The organism is Rahnella sp. CG8, assembly GCF_023701875.1.
GTDB lineage: Bacteria > Pseudomonadota > Gammaproteobacteria > Enterobacterales > Enterobacteriaceae > Rahnella > Rahnella aceris.
Genome location: NZ_JABAED010000033.1, coordinates 12,111 through 33,681, shown reverse-complemented (window position 1 = coordinate 33,681; position 21,571 = coordinate 12,111). Strand labels below are relative to the sequence as shown.

The 21,571-nt window shown below is 53.6% G+C and carries 18 protein-coding genes; 9 read left to right on the top strand and 9 right to left on the bottom strand.

Annotated features, from left to right (window positions below; genetic code table 11):
• Positions 1–1,074, top strand: a complete 1,074-nt coding sequence (locus HGO41_RS22285) for a sn-glycerol-3-phosphate import ATP-binding protein UgpC (RefSeq protein ID WP_047607693.1) — start codon at positions 1–3, stop codon at positions 1,072–1,074.
• Positions 1,075–1,076: 2 nt separating this feature from the next.
• Complete coding sequence (ugpQ, locus tag HGO41_RS22280; protein ID WP_013577455.1) at positions 1,077–1,817, top strand: glycerophosphodiester phosphodiesterase; 741 nt, start codon at positions 1,077–1,079, stop codon at positions 1,815–1,817.
• Positions 1,818–1,868: 51 nt separating this feature from the next.
• On the opposite strand, the gene HGO41_RS22275 is transcribed toward ugpQ, so the two are convergent.
• Positions 1,869–2,543 (bottom strand): hypothetical protein, encoded by a 675-nt coding sequence (locus HGO41_RS22275; RefSeq protein ID WP_112152568.1) that lies wholly within the window; start codon positions 2,541–2,543, stop codon positions 1,869–1,871.
• A 253-nt stretch (positions 2,544–2,796) separates the two neighbouring features.
• Positions 2,797–3,099 (bottom strand): DUF2756 domain-containing protein, encoded by a 303-nt coding sequence (locus HGO41_RS22270; RefSeq protein WP_013577453.1) that lies wholly within the window; start codon positions 3,097–3,099, stop codon positions 2,797–2,799.
• A 213-nt stretch (positions 3,100–3,312) separates the two neighbouring features.
• Between HGO41_RS22270 and HGO41_RS22265 the strand changes: the two genes are divergently transcribed.
• On the top strand, positions 3,313–4,212 hold the full coding sequence (locus HGO41_RS22265) for a carboxylate/amino acid/amine transporter (protein WP_013577452.1): 900 nt from the start codon (positions 3,313–3,315) through the stop codon (positions 4,210–4,212).
• Here the strand turns inward: HGO41_RS22265 and metR are convergent.
• Entirely contained in the window at positions 4,118–5,053 is a 936-nt protein-coding gene (gene metR, locus HGO41_RS22260; RefSeq protein WP_013577451.1) for an HTH-type transcriptional regulator MetR, read from the bottom strand. The two genes, HGO41_RS22265 and metR, sit on opposite strands and share 95 nt — an antisense overlap.
• A 104-nt stretch (positions 5,054–5,157) precedes the next feature.
• Between metR and metE the strand changes: the two genes are divergently transcribed.
• Both metE and HGO41_RS22250 read left to right on the top strand, forming a co-directional pair.
• A complete protein-coding gene (gene metE / locus HGO41_RS22255) occupies positions 5,158–7,437 on the top strand; it encodes a 5-methyltetrahydropteroyltriglutamate--homocysteine S-methyltransferase (protein ID WP_119262170.1) in 2,280 nt (759 codons plus the stop codon).
• A 297-nt stretch (positions 7,438–7,734) separates the two neighbouring features.
• Positions 7,735–8,598, top strand: a complete 864-nt coding sequence (locus tag HGO41_RS22250) for an AraC family transcriptional regulator (RefSeq protein ID WP_217216822.1) — start codon at positions 7,735–7,737, stop codon at positions 8,596–8,598.
• Between the two features lie 3 nt (positions 8,599–8,601).
• Here the strand turns inward: HGO41_RS22250 and HGO41_RS22245 are convergent, their stop codons facing one another.
• From HGO41_RS22245 to HGO41_RS22225, 5 genes are read right to left on the bottom strand one after another with little or no spacing between them, the layout of a single operon-like run.
• Positions 8,602–8,946, bottom strand: a complete 345-nt coding sequence (locus tag HGO41_RS22245; RefSeq protein ID WP_013577448.1) for a PTS fructose-like transporter subunit IIB — start codon at positions 8,944–8,946, stop codon at positions 8,602–8,604.
• A 24-nt stretch (positions 8,947–8,970) separates the two neighbouring features.
• Complete coding sequence (locus tag HGO41_RS22240; protein WP_250981476.1) at positions 8,971–9,858, bottom strand: [formate-C-acetyltransferase]-activating enzyme; 888 nt, start codon at positions 9,856–9,858, stop codon at positions 8,971–8,973.
• The gene (locus HGO41_RS22235) at positions 9,824–12,121 is read right to left on the bottom strand and encodes a formate C-acetyltransferase (RefSeq protein ID WP_250981475.1); all 2,298 of its coding nucleotides are present in this window, start codon (positions 12,119–12,121) and stop codon (positions 9,824–9,826) included. Before HGO41_RS22235 ends, HGO41_RS22240 begins: the two co-directional genes overlap by 35 nt.
• A 16-nt stretch (positions 12,122–12,137) precedes the next feature.
• On the bottom strand, positions 12,138–12,467 hold the full coding sequence (locus HGO41_RS22230; RefSeq protein WP_013577445.1) for a PTS fructose-like transporter subunit IIB: 330 nt from the start codon (positions 12,465–12,467) through the stop codon (positions 12,138–12,140).
• Positions 12,468–12,484: 17 nt separating this feature from the next.
• Positions 12,485–13,564 carry a PTS fructose transporter subunit EIIC gene (locus HGO41_RS22225; RefSeq protein WP_013577444.1) on the bottom strand — a complete coding sequence of 360 codons (1,080 nt, stop codon included), beginning with the start codon at positions 13,562–13,564 and terminating at the stop codon, positions 12,485–12,487.
• Positions 13,565–13,931: 367 nt separating this feature from the next.
• Here HGO41_RS22225 and ptsP point away from each other — a divergent pair, with 367 nt between their 5' ends.
• The gene (ptsP, locus tag HGO41_RS22220) at positions 13,932–16,436 is read left to right on the top strand and encodes a phosphoenolpyruvate--protein phosphotransferase (RefSeq protein ID WP_250981474.1); all 2,505 of its coding nucleotides are present in this window, start codon (positions 13,932–13,934) and stop codon (positions 16,434–16,436) included.
• Positions 16,437–16,447: 11 nt separating this feature from the next.
• A complete protein-coding gene (fsa, locus tag HGO41_RS22215; protein ID WP_112197620.1) occupies positions 16,448–17,110 on the top strand; it encodes a fructose-6-phosphate aldolase in 663 nt (220 codons plus the stop codon).
• A gap of 93 nt (positions 17,111–17,203) precedes the next feature.
• Here the strand turns inward: fsa and HGO41_RS22210 are convergent, their stop codons facing one another.
• Positions 17,204–18,031 carry a dienelactone hydrolase family protein gene (locus HGO41_RS22210; protein WP_013577441.1) on the bottom strand — a complete coding sequence of 276 codons (828 nt, stop codon included), beginning with the start codon at positions 18,029–18,031 and terminating at the stop codon, positions 17,204–17,206.
• Positions 18,032–18,214: 183 nt separating this feature from the next.
• On the opposite strand from HGO41_RS22210, the gene katE reads away from it, so the two are divergent.
• Together katE and udp are read left to right on the top strand one after the other, a co-directional pair.
• Positions 18,215–20,497: a catalase HPII gene (gene katE / locus HGO41_RS22205; RefSeq protein ID WP_250981473.1), complete on the top strand. Its 2,283-nt coding sequence runs from the start codon at positions 18,215–18,217 to the stop codon at positions 20,495–20,497.
• A gap of 223 nt (positions 20,498–20,720) precedes the next feature.
• Positions 20,721–21,482 carry a uridine phosphorylase gene (gene udp, locus HGO41_RS22200; protein ID WP_013577439.1) on the top strand — a complete coding sequence of 254 codons (762 nt, stop codon included), beginning with the start codon at positions 20,721–20,723 and terminating at the stop codon, positions 21,480–21,482.
• The last annotated feature ends 89 nt before the right edge of the window (positions 21,483–21,571 follow it).

Here is a 21,571-nt window from a genome sequence, read left to right as displayed (position 1 = left end):
ATGGCAAATTTGAAATTACAGGCAGTGACCAAATCCTACGACGGCAAAAACCAGATTATCCAGAGCATTGATCTGGACGTCGCCGACGGTGAATTCATCGTGATGGTCGGGCCGTCGGGCTGCGGAAAATCCACCCTGCTGCGTATGGTTGCCGGGCTGGAGCGCACTACCTCCGGTGATATCTATATCAACGACCAGCGCGTCACCGAACTGGAACCGAAAGATCGCGGTATTGCGATGGTGTTCCAGAACTATGCGCTGTATCCGCATATGAGCGTGTTCGACAACATGGCATATGGCCTGAAAATTCGCGGCTTCGGTAAAGCGCAGATCCTCGCCCGCGTCGAGGAAGCGGCCCGTATTCTTGAACTCGGCCCGTTGCTGAAACGCAAACCGCGTGAGCTTTCCGGCGGGCAGCGTCAGCGTGTAGCGATGGGACGCGCTATCGTGCGTGAACCGGCGGTATTCCTGTTTGATGAACCGCTGTCCAATCTCGACGCTAAACTGCGTGTGCAGATGCGCCTTGAACTGCAACAGCTTCACCGCCGTTTGCGTACCACCAGTTTGTACGTCACGCACGATCAGGTCGAAGCCATGACGCTGGCGGAACGTGTGATCGTGATGAACAAAGGCATTGCCGAACAAATCGGTACGCCGTCTGAAGTTTACCGCCGTCCGGCAAGTCTGTTTGTCGCCAGCTTTATCGGTTCTCCGGCCATGAATTTGTTGCCGGGCCAGCTGACCACTGACGGTACATCGCTGGTAATGGAAGACGGATTCGAACTGCCGCTGCCGGTTCCACGCCCGGAATGGGGAGGCCGCGAACTGACAGTGGGCATCCGTCCTGAACATATTCATCTGACTGATGATTCGCAGAAGGGGATCCCGATGGTGCTGAATACGCTGGAACTGCTGGGCGCGGATAATCTGGCGCACGGCAAACTGGCGGACAGCGGTGTCGTGGTGCGTTTATCCCATGAAGTGTTCCCGACAGCAGGCTCGCTGTTGCGCTTGGATTTCCCGGCGAAAGCGTTACACTTTTTCGATACTCACAGCGGATTACGGATGGAATAAACATGAAAGCCTGGCCATATCCTCGCATTGTGGCACACCGTGGTGGCGGCGCACTGGCACCGGAAAATACACTGGCGGCCATCGACACGGGCGCCAGATACGGTCACACCATGATCGAATTTGACGCCAAACTGGCGCAAGGCGGGGAAATCTTCCTGTTGCATGACGATACCCTGAACCGCACCAGCAACGGCTGGGGCGTGGCCGGTGAATTGCCGTGGGAAAAACTCGAAAAGCTCGATGCCGGTAACTGGTACAGCGCCGCTTTTAAAGGCGAGAAATTACCGCTGCTGGCGCAGGTAGCCGAACGCTGTGCGCGCCATCACATGATGGTGAATATTGAGATCAAACCCACCACCGGAACCGATGAGAAAACCGGCACCGACGTCGCGCTGGCCGCCCGGGAGTTGTGGAAAGATCAGGCCGTTCCGCCGTTGCTTTCCTCGTTTGAATTCGACGCGCTGGTTGCCGCCAAAAAAGCCGCACCGGAATTACCGCGTGGCTTGCTGATCGACGAATGGCACGAAAACTGGAAAGCGCTGACTGACGAACTGGAATGCGTTTCCCTGCATCTTAATCACAAATTGCTCAACGAAGAACGGGTTAAAGCCATCAAAGACGCCGGGCTGCATATTCTGGTGTACACGGTGAATAATCCGGCGCGTGCCCGCGAATTGCTGGGCTGGGGCGTGGACTGTATTTGTACCGATAAGATTGATGTGATCGGGCCGGATTTTATCTGACAGGAATAAGGCGCGGATCCCGCGCCTTAATTATTTTACCGCTGAGAATACTCAGTGTTTGAGCAGGCGCGGGAGTTGGTTATCCAGTTCCAGCAGGCAGGAATCCATATATTTCTCTGTGGTTTTGGTGACCAGCGCATAGTTATTTTCCTGCCAGTCAGCAAGCGGGGCGGTCACGACAGTTGGCGTACATTCTGCAATAACCCATGCGGAGAACATATTCGCATCTTCAGGCTTTTTATAGAATTTAATGGTGTAACGCAACTCGTAGTCCGAGTTGGCGCTGGAGAGGTCTTTATAAACCAGTAACCACTGTGCAGCCACAATATTCAGATTGTTTTTATACTGATAGCCGTTGCCATTTTTTTGCAGCCAGTTTGTGATGAGCGGCCTGGCCCGGGGTGTCAGATAGTTTTTCGTCGGTTCAGGCAGGGTTTTGATTTCAGACCCTTTCAGGTTTTCCTTACTGAAGGTATTCACGGCAATACCGCCGGCAAGCACAGAAGTCAGGACATTAAGTCCAACGCCCGCAGCGGTGTAAGAGGGCGTGACTTCACGCAAATACACATCAGGCGAGCGGTTATTATTCATATCTGCCGAGGCAAAACCTGAGTACAGGCCAATAGTGCTGCCATTGGCGGCAGAGATCTTTTCAGATTGGGTCGTCGCACAGGCGGATAATAATAAACTGGCAGCAACTACGGTAATCCCTGTTGAAACTTTCATGCAATAATTTCCCTTTTAATTTTATAAAACACTATTAATGCGTCTTCAGGTGCGGATCCTGTTTTATTAGCCGCGCTGATTCAGGGGCAGAAAGACTTTATTCTTATCGGTTGGGAATAATAAAAGCATTAATAATAAATGCAAGGGGAGGGATATTTTTATTGTTTCTGGTGGTGATATTACCGGAGGTAAATAGTCAGTACAGCATTACGGCGATGAGGAATTTAAGAGGCACTGAGTGCCTCCCGGAATATTAAGGTGTCTGATTCAGCTTCTGCCCCAGCGTTTGATTATTCTGCTGGATCTGCAATCGTTGCTGATTGCTCTGGATTTGCGACTTCAGCTTGAGCTGCTGTTGCTGCTGGCTGGTGCGTAAATCCTGCTCCTGCTGACGTTTCTGCATTTGCTGATTGTTTTGCTGTTGTTGTTGCATGCGCTGTTGCGACGGATTGGTCAGCAACGGATCGTTAGGGTTCGGCACCTTTTCGACTGCACTGGCGGTCTGAACGGCAAACAGCAGCGGCAGCGCGGCGAGCATTCCATATAAACATTTCATCAGTTCATCCTCCGTTTCCAGTCATACGTTAAGTGTATGCCATCATGCCCCCGGACGGGGTATTTGAGCGCACGTTTCCCTCAAAGCGTGGTATTGCTCTCGTTTGCTCTATAATTGAACAGATGTAAACCACCTTCGCACTTCGTGGTTTTCCCCATTCCGTTACAATCGTGCATCTTTCACACTTATCACTGACAACAGGGCTCAATTGCCGTGCCTTTACTCATAATCACCACTATTTTGTGGGCTTTTTCCTTCAGCCTGATTGGCGTGTATCTGGCCGGACAGGTCGACAGCGTATTTTCCGTGTTAGTCCGTTTAGGGCTGGCGGCGCTGGTTTTCCTGCCGTTCCTGCGCTGGAAAGGCCATCAGCTTACGACCATTCTGTTGTATATGGCGGTGGGGGCAATGCAGCTCGGGATCATGTATCTCATCAGCTTCGAGGCGTACCTGTATCTGTCTGTGCCGGAATTCCTGCTGTTTACGGTCATGACGCCGCTGTACGTCACGCTGATTTATGACCTGATCAGTGGCCGCAAAATCCGCATCGGTTATGCGCTCAGTGCGTTACTGGCGGTGGCGGGTGCAGCGATTATCCGTTACGACCACATCAGCGAACATTTCATTATTGGCTTATTACTGGTGCAGGCGGCGAATATCTGTTTTGCCATCGGACAGGTGGGCTATAAACGCCTGATGGAAACCCGGCCGATGCCACAGCACACGGCGTTTTCCTGGTTCTATATCGGCGCGTTGCTTTGCGCGGTGGTGGCGTGGTTCCTGTGGGGCAATCCGCAAAAACTGCCGACCACTGACCTGCAATGGGGCATTCTGGTGTGGCTGGGGATCGGCGCTTCAGGGCTGGGATATTTCATGTGGAACTACGGTGCGACGCAGGTCGATGCGGGAACGCTGGGGATTATGAACAACTTTCACGTCCCGGCCGGGCTGCTGGTTAACCTGGCCATCTGGCAACAGCAGCCGCACTGGCCGAGCTTTATTATCGGTGCCGCTGTGATTATGTCCTCACTGTGGGTACACCGGCGTTGGGTCGTGCCGCGTCGCGCACAAACGGCAGATGATCGCACGCGTGCTGCCGCGCCGAACGAATAAAGGCTTCCGTCACCGGCTGGCGCTGTTCGCCGTCACGTACGGCGGCGTACAGGCGGCTCCATAAGCCATCGCCCAGGGTTTTGGTCACCACCAGACCCTGGCGCTCAAAACTCTCTACTACCCAGTGCGGTAACGCTGCAATTCCCATTCTCGCCGACACCATCTGAATTAATAACAACGTGTTATCGACACTTTTCAGTGACGGGCTGACGCCTGCCGGTTGCAGGAAATGACGCCAGATATCCAGACGCTGGCGTTGCACCGGATAAATCATCAGCGTTTCAGTGCTGAGATCTTCCGGCGTGATCACCGTTTTGGTCGCCAGCGGATGATCCGGTGCCAGCACCAGACGCACTTCAAAATCGAACATCGGGGAATAGTGCAAACCGCTGCGCGGCAGGATGTCAGAGGTTAATACGATGTCCAGCTCGCCCTGTTGCAGGGCGGGCTGCGGGTCGAACGTCACGCCGGATTTGAAATCCATTAACACCTGCGGCCAGTTCTGATGGAAGTTATCCAGTGCAGGCGTCAGCCACTGAATACAACTGTGGCATTCAATCGCGATACGCAGTGAAGTCTGGTGCGGCTCATTGCATGCCTGCAATGCCTGTTGAATTTGCGGCAGCACCTGTTCTGCCAGATTCAGCATGATTTCGCCCTGCGGGGTAAAACGCAGAGGCTGGCTTTTTCGCACGAACAATCTGAAACCGAGGCGTTGCTCAAGGTCACTGAACTGGTGCGACAGGGCCGATTGGGTCTGATGAAGCTGCGAGGCGGCTGCGGCCAGTGACCCGGTGTTGCGCAGTGCTTGCAACGTTCGCAGGTGTTTCAGTTCGATCATGAGAGTCCTTCACTGTGTCATGAATAATTTGCGCTTGTGGAATATACACTACCTGCGGATTATGGATGTGTAAACATCTGGATGGCTAAACAGGAATTTAAAAGATGACGATACTGAATCACACTCTGGGTTTTCCACGCGTTGGTCTGCGTCGTGAACTTAAAAAAGCACAAGAAAGCTACTGGGCAGGCAATTCCACTCAGGAAGAACTGCTGGCAACCGGACGTGAACTGCGCGCCCGTCACTGGAAGCAACAAGCTGAAGCAGGCGTGGATTTGGTGCCGGTGGGCGATTTCGCCTGGTACGATCACGTACTGACCACCAGCCTGTTGCTGGGCAACGTACCGGCCCGTCATCAGAATGCCGATGGCTCTGTTGATCTCGATACTTTATTCCGCCTTGGCCGTGGCCGTGCGCCGACCGGTAAACCGGCTGCCGCGGCGGAAATGACCAAATGGTTTAACACCAACTATCACTACATGGTGCCGGAGTTCGTGAAAGGTCAGAAATTCAAACTGGCCTGGACACAACTGCTGGAAGAAGTGGACGAAGCGCTGGCGCTCGGCCACAAAGTGAAACCTGTTCTGCTGGGCCCGCTGACTTATCTCTGGCTCGGCAAAGTGAAGGGCGAACAGTTTGACCGTCTTTCCCTGCTCAACGATATTCTGCCTGTATATCAGCAGGTTCTGGCTGAACTGGCAAAACGCGATATCGAATGGGTGCAGATTGACGAACCGGCTCTGGTTCTGGAACTGCCGCAGGAATGGCTGGATGCGTACAAACCGGCTTACACCGCGCTGGAACAGAGTAAAACTAAACTGCTGCTGACCACTTATTTCGACAGCGTCGGGCACAACCTCGACACCATTCGCCAGTTACCGGTTCAGGGTCTGCATATTGATGCCGTCGCCGGTCGTGACGATCTGCAAACCGTCATCAACGCGCTGCCAAAAGACTGGCTGATTTCTCTGGGGGTCATCAATGGCCGTAACGTCTGGCGCGCGGATCTCAGTACCTGGTTTGACCGTCTGAAGCCACTGGTTGAAGACCGTAAAATCTGGATCGGCAGCTCCTGTTCACTGCTGCACAGCCCGATCGACTTAAGCGTCGAAAGCCGTCTGGATGAAGAAGTGAAAAGCTGGTTCGCCTTCGCCCTGCAAAAATGTGCCGAACTGGCGTTGCTGACCGCTGCCCTGAACAATCCCACCGCCGAAGCGCAGCAAAAACTGGCGGAATACAGCGCGCCAATCCGCGCCCGTCGTGAATCCACCCGAGTAAACAATGCGGCCGTCGGTAAACGTGTTGCCGCGATTACTGCTGCGGATATTGAGCGTCAGCATGTTTACACCGAACGCGCCAAAGCGCAGCGTGCCCGTTTCAACCTGCCGGCATGGCCGACCACAACCATCGGTTCATTCCCGCAAACCACTGAAATCCGCGGCCTGCGTCTGGACTTTAAACAAGGCCGTCTGGATAACACTAAATACCGTACCGGTATCAGTGAGCATATTAAGCAAGCCATCAAAGAACAGGAACGTCTGGGTATCGACGTGCTGGTTCACGGCGAAGCTGAACGTAATGACATGGTGGAATACTTCGGTGAACATCTGGACGGTTTTGTGTTCACGCAAAACGGCTGGGTACAGAGCTACGGTTCACGTTGTGTGAAACCTCCGGTCATTATCGGCGACGTCAGCCGCCCGCAAGCGATCACCGTAGAGTGGGCGAAGTACGCGCAGTCTCTGACCGAAAAACCGGTGAAAGGCATGCTGACCGGCCCGCTTACGATCCTGTGCTGGTCGTTCCCGCGTGAAGATGTCAGCCGCGAAACGATCGCCAAACAAATCGCGCTGGCACTGCGTGATGAAGTCGAAGATCTGGAAAAAGCCGGTATCGGCATCATCCAGATTGACGAACCGGCACTGCGGGAAGGCCTGCCATTGCGCCAGTCTGAATGGAATGCGTACCTGCGCTGGGCGGTGGATGCGTTCAAACTGAATGCCGCAATTGCCCGTGACGACACGCAGATCCATACCCATATGTGTTACTGCGAGTTCAACGACATCATGGATTCCATTGCCGCACTGGATGCTGACGTGATCACTATCGAAACCTCACGTTCCGATATGGACTTGCTGGAGTCGTTTAAAGATTTCGAATATCCGAACGAAATCGGGCCGGGCGTTTACGACATTCACTCGCCAAATGTGCCCAGTGTGGAATGGATTGAAGACCTGCTGCGTAAAGCTGCAGATCGTATTCCGGCAGAACGCCTGTGGGTCAACCCGGACTGCGGCCTGAAAACCCGTGGCTGGCCGGAAACCCGCGAGTCGCTGGAAAACATGGTGAAAGCCGCCAGGCGTCTGCGTGCTGAGAAAGCCTGAGTGAACGCTCTCTAGATTTACGTTGTGTTGTTGCTGAAACGTTTGGGGCACTCCGGTGCCCCCTTTTTATTTGAGTTTTTTGCGTCCCCGTGCCATTGCCGCATCAGTCCGCCCTCTGAAAGTGACACATGCCCGTGACGCTTTACAGGTGGAACCCTTCCGCCTGAAGGCTGCACCGGATGTGCAACGCCTGGCGGGGCGGAATTTCCATCTTCTTCCGCAAATTTTGGTCTTGTTTTTCTTTCTCCGGCGCAGATTCGCTATCATGGTGTGATTCTGCTGAAAGGTAGCCTGACCATGACCCATCTGCTTTTTCCCCTTTTAACGCCAGTACTTGAACATCCGCACGGTATCCGCCAGGTGTATTTTGCCGGTGCTCAGCATTCCGTGCCTGAACTGTCCTATCAGGTCGATTTCCCCCGGCTGGAACTGATTCTGGAAGGGGAGCAGATGATGAAATGCGAGGACGAACAGGGGAACAATCAGGATGTCCGCATGCTGGCGGGCGATGTGTTGTTCATTCCCGCTAAAGGCTGGAACAGCCCGCAATGGCAAGAACCGGTACGCACGCTGACTCTGTTATTTGGCAAGCAGCAACTGGGCTTTAGTCTGCTGAACTGGGATGGCGCGCAGTTTACGTCCGGCGAAAAAGGCAATGTGGGCAGGCGCGGGCCGCGCGTGGGGGCGTTTATGTTGCAGGCATTAAACGAACTGGCCTGGCACCGCAGCGATCAGACTACGGCGCAGTTTCTGGTGAAAGGGTTGTTGAGCCACGCGCTGGACTTGTTCAGTTCCTTTGTGAAAACTGCCTCGCGCAGTCAGGCGCTTTTTGAGGCCGTTCGCCAGTATATCGAAGAACATTACCGCGAGCCGCTGACCCGTGATTCTGTCGCTAAGGCTTTCTATATTTCGCCAAATTACCTGTCGCATTTATTCCAGAAAAGCGGCGGTATCGGGCTGAACGAATACCTGAATTATGTCCGCCTTGAACAGGCGAAGAACTTGTTGAAAGGCTACGACATGAAAGTGAGGGAAGTGGCGCACGCCTGTGGCTTTGTCGACAGTAACTATTTTTGCCGCCAGTTCAGGAAAAGCACTGAGCGTTCTCCGTCAGAATACCGGCGGCAATACCGTAGCCAGTTGGAAAATAGGGCGTCGTAATCGTCAGGGCAGAACGATTTTCGTTCCCTGAGGCGAGGTGGCGAGTTTCTTTACGGCAGCCATCACTTTCTCCGGCGTGCGTAAAAAGGTGTGGATGCCGGTTTGGACGCAACGGCTGTGCGCAAATCGCTCACCGTTTTCCAGTTGAATTTCAGTGACTAAAAGAACAACATCGGCCTGAGCAATGTCGGTTTCTGACAGTGCATTTTCGAGGCCCAGCGCACCCTGAGTTTCAACTTTTACCGGCCATTTTTCGTGCTGACACAGTTTTTCCAGCTTTTCTGCCGCCATATAAGTATGCGCCACACCGCTGATACAGGCGGTTACTGCGACCAGTTTGAGCGACATAGTGTTTCCCCTGATTAAGAAAATTTATCCACCGAGCGTCACGGTATAACCGTATTTTTCGGCCATCGCATAAAACGGCGCAATAGCTGCGGCATCCGGTGCCGTCGTCTTATACATTGAATACGCTTTATCCAGTAACGGATACTTCGCTTCGCCGTATTTGTGAAAGGGCAGCAGATGGATTTCAGTTAAATTGAAGGGCTGCAGGAAATCCAGAATTTGTTGCATATTTTCAAGTGTTAACGTGAAACCGGGGATCAACGGCAGGCGGGGCAGCAGCTTAACGCCGCGTCGTGCCAGCGCCGTGAAATTCTGCAACACACGCGGCTGATCCATATTGAGCACTGCTCGTGCCTGAGCGGGATCCATTATCTTGAAGTCATACAACACCTGATCGCAGTGATCAGCAAGTGTCAGAAGATGACCCAGCGGTGCATCGCCCGCCGTTTCGATCGCTGTCGGAATGCCTAAAGCCTGCAATTCCCTGAGCAACTCACCGGCAAATGTGTATTGCATCAGCACTTCGCCGCCGGAAAGCGTGACACCACCGCCCGACGAGCGGAAAAAAATCTCATCCTTGAGCAGGCGCGTCATTAAGTCCGGCAGCGTAATATCTTCGCCGACATACTCCATTGCACCACTCGGACATTCGTTCGGATCCTGCAAACAGGTGCGGCAGTTCAGGCATTTTGCCTGCCTTTTGATGACCTGAATGCGTGGTGACATCGATTCAGGGTTGGCGCACCACGGACAGCGGTGGGGGCAACCTTTGAAGAAAACCAGGGTACGGATACCCTGGCCATCGTTGAGTGAAAAACGCTGAATGTTGAAGATGCGCCCGCGTCTTTCCGTTGCTTCCATAACAGGGATCCGCAGGTCAGAGCTGGTGCGCGGTGCGGCCGATAATGTCATCCTGGATCTCCTTTGACAGCTCAACAAAGAACGCGCTGTATCCCGCCACCCTGACGACCAGCCCCGCAAAATCCTGTGGACGTTTTTGCGCTTCACGAAGCTGCTCAGCATTCACCACGTTGAACTGCACATGCTGCAACTTCAGGCGGGTGAACGCGCAGAGGAAATCGGCCAGTTTATTCAGCCCCTGCTGGCCTTCAAGCGTTGATGGCGTGAACTTCACATTCAGCAGCGTACCGTTGGAGAGCAGTGTATTGTCGAGTTTACTGACGGATTTCAGTACCGCCGTTGGCCCCTGATGATCCTGGCCCAACATTGGCGAAAGTCCGCCATCTGCCAGTTGTTCACCGGCAAAACGGCCATCCGGCGTTGCGCCGACTACCGCACCTAAAGGTACGTGTGCGGAAACAGTATAAGAACCCGGCGTAAACTGACCACCGCGTGGATTGCGATACTGCTCGACTTCCTTACAGTAAAAACGCAGCAAATCTGCACTGATCAAATCGACTTCATCAATGTCGTTGCCATACTTCTCAAAGCGGTTGATCAGGCGGGCGCGAATGGCGCGGCCTTCCTCGCTGGCAAAATTCTCTTTCAGCGAAGCCAGTAATTCATCAAAGGTAAGGCGTTGCTGATCAAACACCATGCCTTTCAGCGCATACAGGGAATCGCTGAGGTTGGCGATGCCGATGCCCTGAACACCGGAAAAATTATAACGTGCGCCGCCAGCGGTAATGTCTTTGCCGCCGTCCAGACAACCTGTAATAAAGGAGGACAGCAGCGGAACCGGTGCCCAGTCGCGGTGGCCGATATCACAGATATTGCTGCCCTGCGCCATCAGCCTGACGTAATGGCTGATTTTCCGGCGGATCTGTTCCACCAGCTCAGGATAAGTAATCGCGGTGTTTCCTTCATTTTCATGCAGCGTCAGTTCCATGACTTTCAACAGGTTAAACATGGCAATATCATGCAGCCCGTAGGTTTTGCCAGGGATGGATAATTCCACGCAGCCCACTACCGCATAATCCCGCGCATCCTCAAGGCGCACGCCACGATTGAGAAATGCCGGAACCACCACTTCATCATTAAAGATTTGTGGAATGCCGGTGCCGAGGCGGATTGTTTCGGCGGTTTTCAGCAGGAACGGGCGGTCGATCAGTTCATTGACTCTCACGCCAAGGTTAGGCTGTGGCAGACAAATACTCTGATAGGCATCCAGGCACAGGAACGACAACACATTGACGGCGCTGCGTCCGGTGTCGGTCAGGCCGCCGAGTAAAATGGTGTAACCCGTCGGGAATCCGGCGAAGTAACGTGCGCTGGACGACGAGCGCAGCAGAACGATGTCGTTGCATTTCACCCACAGGCTTTCCAGCAGTTCTTTAAGAAACGCCGGGGATTCGCCGTGGGACAGCGAGTGCTGATAGAACGGCAGCATGTACTGATCGAAGCGCCCGAGGGACAGCGAACTGGCATTGGATTCGTATTGCAAAATGATATTCATATACCAGAACAGCTGGCAGGCCTGATAGAAATCCTGTGGCTTATGGCCGGAAATATGTCGCGAAATGCGGGCAATACGCGCCAGTTCTTTTTTTCTTGAGTCGTCCTGACAGGCTTCTGCTAACTCTTCTGCCAGCGCGGCGTAGCGCAAAATATGCCGCTGTGCTGCCTGCAGTGTCATCAGCGCTGCCTGATAAAAGGCATTATCCGGTGCGCCGGCAACGTGTTGCTGAAGTTCTGAAACTAAGCTATCCAGGCCCGAATTCAGCAGACGGGGATAATCGATAATGATGTGCCCCTGACCTTTGTCAGTCTGGTTGATACTGAAAATCTGCGTCTGAGTGGCCGCTTTCACTTCTTCCGGCATCTGGCTGTTAATGAAATCCTTCATCGAATGCGATTCCCAGTAAGGGAAAAGCTGCCTGCGGTAAATCTGTTTATCCTGCTCAGAAATGTTGAAACGGTCCTGCGGACGGGTGGGAAACGTGTCCAGCTCTTTCAGCAGCCAGCAGGGGTCCATTTCAGGGGAGATGATCCCCGCACGTGGTTTGACCGTACGGTTACCGACAATCAGCTCGTCTTCACGCAAGGCAATCTCAATGTTATCCAGAATGTATGCCGTGGCTTTCGCGCGGCGCAAAAGCGTGGGTTCGCCTTCTGTGCTGCGGTGACTTTCGGTATACAGCAGGGCACGTTCCAGCGAGATTTCACGCGGGCTGGCGAAAAGTGCGGCTTTAAGACGTTCTGTGCGGGAAGTCATCTCGTTCTCCTTGGGATCAATCCGTGACAGCAGCTTTAGCGAGATGCGCTGCGATTTTTTCCATGATGGCATCTGCGCGTTTTACGGCATCGCTGATGGCCACGCGCACCGTCACTTTGCCTTTGAAACGCTCTTCCTGTTTGATACCGATGTCTTTGGTCAGGATCACGATGTCGGCGGCCGCCACATCTTCCGGCGTCAGTTCGTTTTCCAGACCGATTGAACCCTGCGTTTCAACTTTGCATTCCCAGCCTTTAGCTTTTGCCGCACGTTCAATCGCTTCAGCCGCCATATAAGTATGAGCAACACCGGACGGGCACGCGGTGACAGCAATAATGTGAGTCATGATGTTTTCCTTTGGGTTCAGTTAATTTCGAAGTCCAGATCAAGGTCAGATTCCTGACGCGTTTTTGCCGACTGCTTTTTGGCGGCCAGATATTTCAGCGTGTTGACGCACAGTGCAGTGACAACCATGCCGACCAGCAGCGCGCCGATATACCCCAGTTTTCCCTGCACGACCGGCAGTACAATCAGCCCGCCCCAGCCGGCATAGCATTGCGCGCCAACCAGGGCGGCAGTCACCGCCGCACAAGCAGAACCGAACATGATGGAAGGAATGACACGCAACGGATCAGCGGCGGCAAAAGGTATGGCGCCTTCGGTGATACCGACACAGCCCATCAGCATGGCGGCTTTGCCCGCTTCGCGCTCTTCGGTGGAATAGTATTTACGGCCAATCAGCGTGGCAAAGCCCAGCCCCAGCGGCGGTGTCGCGATAGCCACGGCGGCAATCGCCACCACGGTATACACGCCCTGTGCCACGCAAATCAGCATGAAAGCGTAGGCCACTTTATTAACAGGTCCGCCCATGTCGAAGGCCAGCATCAGCCCCATGATGATGGCGAGCACAATAATGCTGCCCTGCTGCATGCCTTGTAGCCAGTGAGTCAGGGAGGTGGTCAACAAACCAACCGGTTCGCCCAGTCCCCACATCATGACCCCCGCAGTCAGCAGGGTGCCGATAATCGGGATCACGAAGATCGGCATCACCGAGCGCAGGATCTTCGGTACGCGGATCTTCTTAAGATAGAAAACGATAATGCCGCCCAGCAAACCGGCGATGATCGCGCCAAAAAATCCTGCGCCGAATGAGGCGCCGACCCAGGCGCCGATTGCCGAAGGGGCGAGCGCGGAACGGTCAGAGATGGAATAACCGATATAAGCCGCCAGAAAAGGCACCATCAGGGTTAAACCGGCGACGCCGATATCAAATAACTTTTTCAGGTTCGGATCGGTTGCCGCGTCCGGTACGGCACCTTTGCCATACAGCATCACCGAGACCGCCAGCAAAATGCCACCCGCGACCACAAAGGGGATCATATGAGACACGCCAGTCATCAGATGCTGGCGGGTATTTTTTAGAATATTGAGTAAGTCTTTCATGATGAACTCCACGAAAACCGGTGTCGGGCTGAAAATCGCAAATATCAGGGGTTTCATTTCAAAAACCGCAGATACAGAAAGGCTATCGACCTCAACAATAGGCTGCTGGCTGTGGCGCTCATAGTGGACAAATTTGTGTTTTACTGGACTTTTGTAATGTCCTCACAAAAATGCGAGCCGGTTCAAATAACCCGAGACAATACGCGGTTTAGTGACGGTAGTGGCGCGTGAGCTGGCTCGCAAAAAACGATACACATTACATTTATCCAGTGTTTGTCATTTTTGTCTGGTAGCTATCGGATCCGCCTGACTCTTATGCTGCAAGGAGCCGGTGCATTACACCGGAATTTGGGATGAGGATTCAGAAATGGCCAAGAAGTTGAGCTTCACCTGCATGTTGGTAAATGGTGTTCACGCCCGCCCGGCCAGCCATATTGAAACGCTGTGCAACAGTTTCGGGTCTGTATTTAAGTGGCACAATGGGCGTACTGACCGCATTGCAGATGGTAAAAGTGTCCTTTCACTGATTGGTGCCGATATTCTGTTTAACGATGAATGTCACGTGACCATCGAAGGGAATGACGAAGATGCCGCGCATGCTGCGCTGGCACATTTCATTAAACATCAGCTGCCTCATTGCGATGAAGCCCTGCCTGAGCATGATGAAAACGCTGAATTTGAGCCGCTTCCTGAATCCCTGATGCATCTTTCTCCGCTGGTTTTCCGCGCCCGTTCAGTCAGTGAAGGCTGTGCGCTGGGGAAACTGGTCAGCCTGTCGAATGTGAATCTGGCGACACTCAGGGATTTACCGGAATCTCAGGGTAAAGATAAAGAACAAAGTCTGCTTTCCACCGGACTGGCACAGCTTGAAAAATCACTCGAATTACAGCCGATGGCGGACAACGGGACGATCACGGCAGTGCTGGAAGCGCACCGTTCTTTGCTGCGTGATAACAGCCTGCGGGAAGCCTTGCTGAGCCGCGTGGCGCAAGGCCGGAGCTGTGCGCAAAGCATTGTCGACACCGCCGCGCATTTCAGCTTGCAGCTCGCACAATCGTCCAGCGCCTATTTACGTGAACGCGAGCTGGATATTCGTGATGTCAGCTTCCAGCTTTTACAGCAAATCTATGGCGAGGAGCGTTTTCCTTCCCAGCAGGCACTGAGCGAAGCCAGTATTTGTCTGGCAGATGAACTGACGCCAAGTCAATTTCTCGAACTGGATAAAACACATCTGAAGGGTCTGTTGCTCGGCAGCGGAGGCAGTACGTCGCATACTGTGATCCTTGCCCGATCGTTTAATATTCCTGCACTCGTTGGCGTTGATCCACAGCCACTTCAGGCTTATTTGCAGCAGAATGTGCAGATCGACGGCGATCTCGGACTGATTGTCTGTGCGCTCAGCGAACCGGTGCGCCGTTATTATCGTCAGGAACAGGCGGTGCATCAGGCGCTGCGTGAACAGCAAAGTGAATATCTCAATAAACCGGGGTATACCGCTGACGGTGTGCGCCTTGAAGTGGCGGCCAATATTGCCCACTCGGTCGAAGCCAGCGCGGCGTTTGGCAATGGGGCAGAAGCTGTCGGACTGTTCCGTACAGAAATGCTGTATATGGATCGCGCCAGCGCTCCTTCCGAAGATGAGTTGTACAACATTTATTGTCAGGCTACGGATGCGGCCAACGGCAAAACCATCATTGTCCGCACCATGGATATCGGTGGCGATAAACCAGTTCATTATCTGAACATTCCTGCCGAAAACAACCCGTTCCTCGGTTATCGCGCCGTGCGTATTTATCAGGAATACCTGCCGTTATTCCATACGCAGTTGCGCGCGATCCTGCGCGCCTCGGCGCACGGATCGCTGAAAATCATGATCCCGATGATCTCCTCTATGGAAGAGATCTTATGGGTGAAAGATCAACTGGCTGAAGTCAGGCAGTCGTTGCGCAGTGAGCAAGTGCCGTTTGATGAAAAAATTCAGCTTGGGATCATGCTGGAAGTGCCGTCGGTGATGTTCATCATCGATCAGTGTTGCGAAGAGATTGATTTCTTTAGCATCGGCAGTAATGACCTGACGCAGTATCTGCTGGCGGTCGACCGTGATAACGCGAAAGTGACACGCCATTACAACAGCCTGAATCCGGCCTTCCTGCGCGGCCTCGACCACGTTGTGCGCGAAGTGCATCGCCACGGTAAATGGATTGGTTTATGCGGTGAACTTGGCGCGAAAGGCTCGGTATTGCCGCTGCTGGTCGGGCTGGGGCTTGATGAAATCAGCATGAGTGCACCGTCGGTTCCTGTGACCAAAGCACGGCTGGCCAAACTCGACAGCCGCGAATGTCGCCTGCTGCTGAACCGCGCCATGCAGTGTCGCACGTCGCTGGAAGTCGAACACCTGCTGGCGCAGTTCAGGATGGCGGTCAACGATGCCCCGTTGATTACGGCGGAATGTGTGGCGCTTAATGCTGACTGGCGCAGTAAAGAAGAAGTGATTAAAGGCATGGTGGATAACCTGATGCTGGCAGGGCGTTGCCGTTATCCGCGCAAACTCGCCGCCGATGTCTGGGCGCGCGAAGCCGTATTTTCCACCGGCCTCGGGTTTGGCTTTGCGATACCGCACACCAAATCAGAACACATTGAGCAATCGACTATCAGCGTCGCGAAACTCCCGCAACCGGTGCGGTGGGGCGATGAAGAAGCGCAGTTTGTCATCATGCTGACTCTCAATAAACACGCTGCAGGCGATCAGCATATGCGGATTTTCTCAAAGCTGGCGCGACGGATTATGCATGACAGTTTTCGTGATGCGCTGATGCATTCCACCACCGCAGCACAGATTGAAGCGCTGCTTAAACAAGAACTGGAACTCTGACAGGAGAGAATATGGAACTTTATCTGGATACGGCTGATATCAGTGCAGTAAAACGTTTATCGCGGATTTTACCGTTACAGGGTGTGACCACCAATCCGAGCATTGTGGCTAAATCGCAGACTTCCGTGTGGGAGGTTTTGCCCGCGCTTCGTGATGCATTAGGTGGTGAAGGGAAACTGTTTGCACAAGTGCTGGCGAATCAGACCGAACAGATAGTGGAAGAAGCTGAACTGCTGCATTCCCGCGTGCCGGGGCTGGTGGTCAAAGTGCCGGTCACCGCCGCCGGTCTGGCAGCGATTAAGATCTTACGTACCCGCAAAATTCCAACGCTGGGAACCGCGGTGTATGGTGCCGGGCAGGGACTCCTGTCGGCGCTGGCCGGAGCAGAATATGTCGCGCCGTATGTTAACCGGCTGGATGCCCAGGGGGGAGATGGCATTGCGATGGTGACGGAGTTGCAGCAATTGCTGTCCCTGCATGCGCCGCATGCCAAAGTGCTGGCCGCCAGTTTTAAAACGCCGCGTCAGGTGCTGGCCTGTCTGCTGGCAGGTTGTCAGTCGGTCACTATCCCGGTGGACGTAGCGGAGCAATTTATCAGTGCGCCTGCGGTACAGGCGGCTGTCGATAAATTTGAACAAGACTGGCAGGGTGCCTTTGGGCAGTTGTCGCTGTAACGGGTTAACTTCCCGTAAAAAGCCCGGCAGGAAAAACCTGTCGGGCTTTTGTCATTCTGGTCGGTGTCCTTTTACTGCACACCATACTTTTTATTACTTAACCCCATACTGCGCAAAGAAATCCAGCATCCGTTGCCAGCCGTCGGCGGCGGCTTCAGCGTGGTAACTCGGGCGATAATCGGCGTTAAACGCGTGGCCCGCTTCCGGATATACCACGATTTCCGCCGTAGCATTGGCTGCGCGAATGGCCTGACGCATGGTTTCAATGGTATCCAGAGGAATGCTGGAATCTTCTGCGCCGTATAAACCCAGAACCGGTGCATCCAGCGCGGCGGCGCGGTCAACCGGATTTGACGGGCTGGTCAGCGTTTTATCGCCGACCAGTTTGCCGTACCACGCCACGCCCGCTTTCAGCTGCGGATTGTGCGCCGCGTACAGCCAGGTAATGCGCCCGCCCCAGCAGAAACCTGTGATGCCTAATTTAGAAATGTCCCCGCCATGTTGTGATGCCCAGTGTGCAGTGTGATCGAGATCTGCAAGCACCTGCTGATCCGGCACTTTACTGACCAGTTTAGCAAAAAGCTCACTGATTTCAGTGTAGTCACGCGGGTCGCCCTGACGGAAGTACAACTCCGGCGCGATGGCCATATAACCCTGTTTCGCCAGACGGCGGCAGATATCCTGAATGTGTTCGTGTACACCAAAAATTTCCTGCACCACCAGCACGATCGGCAATTTACCGGTGAACTGTTCCGGACGGGCGAGGTAGGCGGGCATATCTTCGCCCTGCGAGGGTATGGTGGTCTGGCCTGCGTGCAGCCCGTCAGTATCGGTATGGATAGTGGTGCTGGCGACGGGAGTGACGGCAGGGGCAAAGCTGGTCGGAGCCTGTTTCAGGGTAAGCAATTCTTCTTTTTTCATTGGGGTCTCCAGGCAAGTGTCCATACGAAAATCTGTGGCTATGGATTAAAACTATAGCCGGAAAGCATGAACAGCAAGGCGCAAGAGATGTTCTATAGTTAAAAGTTAATCAGGAAAGTCATCATGGAAGATTTACAGAACGTCTACAGAACACCCGAAACCTTTGTCGAGGAGCTATGTTCAATGTCAAAATCACCCTCTAAAGTGACCAAGAAAAGCGAGTCAAAATCGGTAAGCCGCGCCCCCGCCACGGGCATTGAATCTTCACAGCCAGGCCTGGGGGATCTTGCGCCCGGCGATCGTATTTATCAGCCTTCGCCACAACCGACACCGCCAGGAAAAGAACCGACAGCGTCCGGCAGTGCGAAGAGTCCGGAAAATACCAATGCTAAACTCGATGCATTAGAACGCCACCGCAAAAATGGTGAAAAACAGCCGCTGACCACCAATCAGGGCACCAAAATCTCTGATGATCAGAACTCGCTGAAAGCCGGAAATCGTGGCCCGACACTGCTTGAAGATTTCATTCTCCGTGAAAAAATTACTCACTTCGACCATGAGCGCATTCCCGAACGTATCGTTCATGCGCGGGGCGCTGCGGCGCACGGTTATTTCCAGCCCTATCGCAGTATGAAGGCGGTGACCAAAGCCAGCTTCCTGTCTGATCCTGAAAAGAAAACGCCGGTATTTGTGCGTTTCTCTACCGTTCAGGGTTCCCGTGGTTCGGCAGATACCGTGCGTGATATCCGCGGCTGGGCGACCAAGTTTTATACCGATGAAGGCATTTACGACCTGGTCGGTAACAATACACCGGTGTTCTTTATTCAGGATGCCCATAAATTCCCTGATTTTGTGCATGCGGTAAAACCCGAACCGCATAACGAAATCCCGCAGGGAGCGAGTGCGCACGATTCCTTCTGGGATTACGTGTCCCTGCAACCGGAAACCCTGCATAACGTGTTCTGGGCGATGTCTGACCGGGGCATTCCGCGCAGTTACCGCACGATGGAAGGTTTTGGCATCCATACTTTCCGTTTCGTGAATGCAAAAGGCAAAGCCACTTTTGTGCGTTTCCACTGGAAACCGCTGGCCGGAAAAGCCTCTCTGTTATGGGATGAAGCGCAGAAACTGGCCGGGAAAGATGCCGATTTCCACCGCCGTGATTTGTGGGAAGCCATCGAAGCCGGAGATTATCCGGAATACGAACTGGGTGTGCAGTTGATCCCTGAAGAAGATGAATTCAAATTTGATTTCGACCTGCTCGACCCGACCAAACTCATCCCTGAAAAACTGGTGCCGGTAGAACTGATCGGCAAAATGGTGCTCAACCGTAACCCCGATAATTTCTTTGCTGAAACCGAGCAAGCCGCGTTCCACCCGGGGCACATTGTGCCGGGCATAGATTTCACCAATGATCCGCTGTTGCAGGGGCGACTGTTCTCTTACACCGACACGCAAATCAGTCGTCTGGGCGGGCCTAATTTCCATGAAATTCCGATTAACCGGCCGACGTGCCCTTTCCATAACTTCCAGCGTGACGGCATGCACCGTCAGGACATTGATACGAATCCGGCGAACTACGAGCCGAATTCCATCAACAATAACTGGCCGAGGGAAACACCTCCGGCAGCGTCCGGCGGTGGCTTTGAAAGTTATCCTGAACGGGTTGATGCAGAAAAAATCCGTCAGCGCAGTCCGTCATTTGCCGAATATTATGCCCATCCGCGCCTGTTCTGGCTGAGCCAGACAACAGCGGAGCAGGATCATATTATCGGCGCTTTCTCATTTGAATTATCGAAGGTGGCGCGGCCGTATATCCGCGAGCGGGTCGTGGATCTGTTAGCGCATGTTGATCAGACGCTGGCGCAGAAAGTGGCGAAAAATCTGGGTATTACCCTTTCCGCTGACACCCTGAAGATCAAGCCGCCGAAGCCCGTGAATGGGCTGAAAAATGATCCGTCGCTGAGTTTGTATGCCAGCGGTAAAGGCACGATCAAAGGGCGGCAGGTGGCGATATTGCTGGGTGAAGGTGTGAATGCGGCGGATGTTCTGGAAACCTTACAGGCACTTCAGGCCGCTGGCGTTCACCCTAAGCTGCTGGCCAGTCACTTAGGGAGTGTGACTGCCGATGATGGTTCTACGTTGCCGGTTGATGCTACGTTTGCCGGATCGCCTTCCATCACCGTTGATGCAGTGATTGTTCCGCATGGGCATATCGACGCACTGCTGATGAATGGCGATGCACGGCATTATGTGCTCGAAGCCTACAAACACCTGAAAGTGGTGGGGCTAAGTGGCGATGCACGCCGCTTCAAATCGCTGCTGGGGCTGACGGATGATGTGCCGAAAGAGGGCGTTGTGGAAGGTGAAAAAGCAGAAGGAGCGTTGCTGAAGGCGTTTCTGAAAGACATGCTCAAACACCGGATCTGGTCGCGCAGTGCGGCGGCAGATGCCGTTCCTGCCTGATTAACTGTAACTGATAAACAGGCAATCCCCGGCAGCGGAGATTGCCTGTTTAAAATTCCCTCACCCCTCCTTATTTTGTGACTTGAATCACAAAATAAATGTATGTGAAATTCCTGTTGTTACATCATAGTGACGACCGTCACGAAATAACGTCACAATGTTCAGTACAGTTGCCGGGTGTTCCTCCTGCCAATAAATGACCTTACACACAGAGGAGTTTGTTATGTCTCAGCCTGAAGTTTTCCATCTTGGCCTGGCCAAAAAAGATTTAAACGGCGCGACGCTGGCGATTGTTCCCGGCGACCCTGAGCGCGTGGAAAAAATTGCCAAATTGATGGAGAACCCGGTTCGTCTGGCTTCCCACCGCGAATTTACCTCATGGCGTGCTGAGCTTGATGGCAAATCTGTGATTGTTTGCTCAACCGGTATTGGTGGCCCTTCGACCTCTATTGCGGTTGAAGAACTGGCGCAACTGGGGATCCGGACTTTCCTGCGAGTCGGCACAACTGGCGCTATCCAGCCACACATCAATGTCGGTGACGTTCTGGTCACGACCGCTGCCGTTCGCCTTGATGGCGCGAGCCTGCACTTTGCGCCGATGGAATTCCCTGCAGTAGCCGATTTTGCCTGCACCACCGCGCTGGTTGCGGCGGCAGAAGCCGTGGGTGCCGCGACGCACATTGGCGTTACCGCCTCTTCTGACACCTTCTATCCGGGTCAGGAACGTTATGACACTTACTCTGGCCGTGTTGTCCGTCGCTTCAAAGAATCGATGAAAGAGTGGCAGGAAATGGGCGTCATGAACTACGAAATGGAATCCGCGACTCTGCTGACCATGTGTGCAAGCCAGGGTCTGCGCGCGGGGATGGTGGCGGGTGTTATCGTGAACCGCACGCAGCAGGAAATCCCTAATGCGGAAACCATGAAAAAGACTGAAAGTCATGCGGTGAAGATTGTTGTAGAAGCAGCCCGCAGGCTTATTTAGTCCCTATAAAACTAAAACAACCACATCACATCATCACATCAATGGGCTGCCTCTGGCGGCCCGTTTTTTTGCCCTGCTAAGCAGATCTG

Bases quoted from the DNA above. Each gene is read 5' to 3' on its own strand.
- HGO41_RS22285 (WP_047607693.1), top strand. From the start codon at position 1: ATGGCAAATTTGAAATTACAGGCAGTGACCAAATCCTACGACGGCAAA.
- ugpQ (WP_013577455.1), top strand. From the start codon at position 1,077: ATGAAAGCCTGGCCATATCCTCGCATTGTGGCACACCGTGGTGGCGGC.
- HGO41_RS22275 (WP_112152568.1), bottom strand. From the start codon at position 2,543: ATGAAAGTTTCAACAGGGATTACCGTAGTTGCTGCCAGTTTATTATTA.
- HGO41_RS22270 (WP_013577453.1), bottom strand. From the start codon at position 3,099: ATGAAATGTTTATATGGAATGCTCGCCGCGCTGCCGCTGCTGTTTGCC.
- metR (WP_013577451.1), bottom strand. From the start codon at position 5,053: ATGATCGAACTGAAACACCTGCGAACGTTGCAAGCACTGCGCAACACC.
- metE (WP_119262170.1), top strand. From the start codon at position 5,158: ATGACGATACTGAATCACACTCTGGGTTTTCCACGCGTTGGTCTGCGT.
- HGO41_RS22250 (WP_217216822.1), top strand. From the start codon at position 7,735: ATGACCCATCTGCTTTTTCCCCTTTTAACGCCAGTACTTGAACATCCG.
- HGO41_RS22245 (WP_013577448.1), bottom strand. From the start codon at position 8,946: ATGTCGCTCAAACTGGTCGCAGTAACCGCCTGTATCAGCGGTGTGGCG.
- HGO41_RS22240 (WP_250981476.1), bottom strand. From the start codon at position 9,858: ATGACATTATCGGCCGCACCGCGCACCAGCTCTGACCTGCGGATCCCT.
- HGO41_RS22235 (WP_250981475.1), bottom strand. From the start codon at position 12,121: ATGACTTCCCGCACAGAACGTCTTAAAGCCGCACTTTTCGCCAGCCCG.
- HGO41_RS22230 (WP_013577445.1), bottom strand. From the start codon at position 12,467: ATGACTCACATTATTGCTGTCACCGCGTGCCCGTCCGGTGTTGCTCAT.
- HGO41_RS22225 (WP_013577444.1), bottom strand. From the start codon at position 13,564: ATGAAAGACTTACTCAATATTCTAAAAAATACCCGCCAGCATCTGATG.
- ptsP (WP_250981474.1), top strand. From the start codon at position 13,932: ATGGCCAAGAAGTTGAGCTTCACCTGCATGTTGGTAAATGGTGTTCAC.
- fsa (WP_112197620.1), top strand. From the start codon at position 16,448: ATGGAACTTTATCTGGATACGGCTGATATCAGTGCAGTAAAACGTTTA.
- HGO41_RS22210 (WP_013577441.1), bottom strand. From the start codon at position 18,031: ATGAAAAAAGAAGAATTGCTTACCCTGAAACAGGCTCCGACCAGCTTT.
- katE (WP_250981473.1), top strand. From the start codon at position 18,215: ATGTCAAAATCACCCTCTAAAGTGACCAAGAAAAGCGAGTCAAAATCG.
- udp (WP_013577439.1), top strand. From the start codon at position 20,721: ATGTCTCAGCCTGAAGTTTTCCATCTTGGCCTGGCCAAAAAAGATTTA.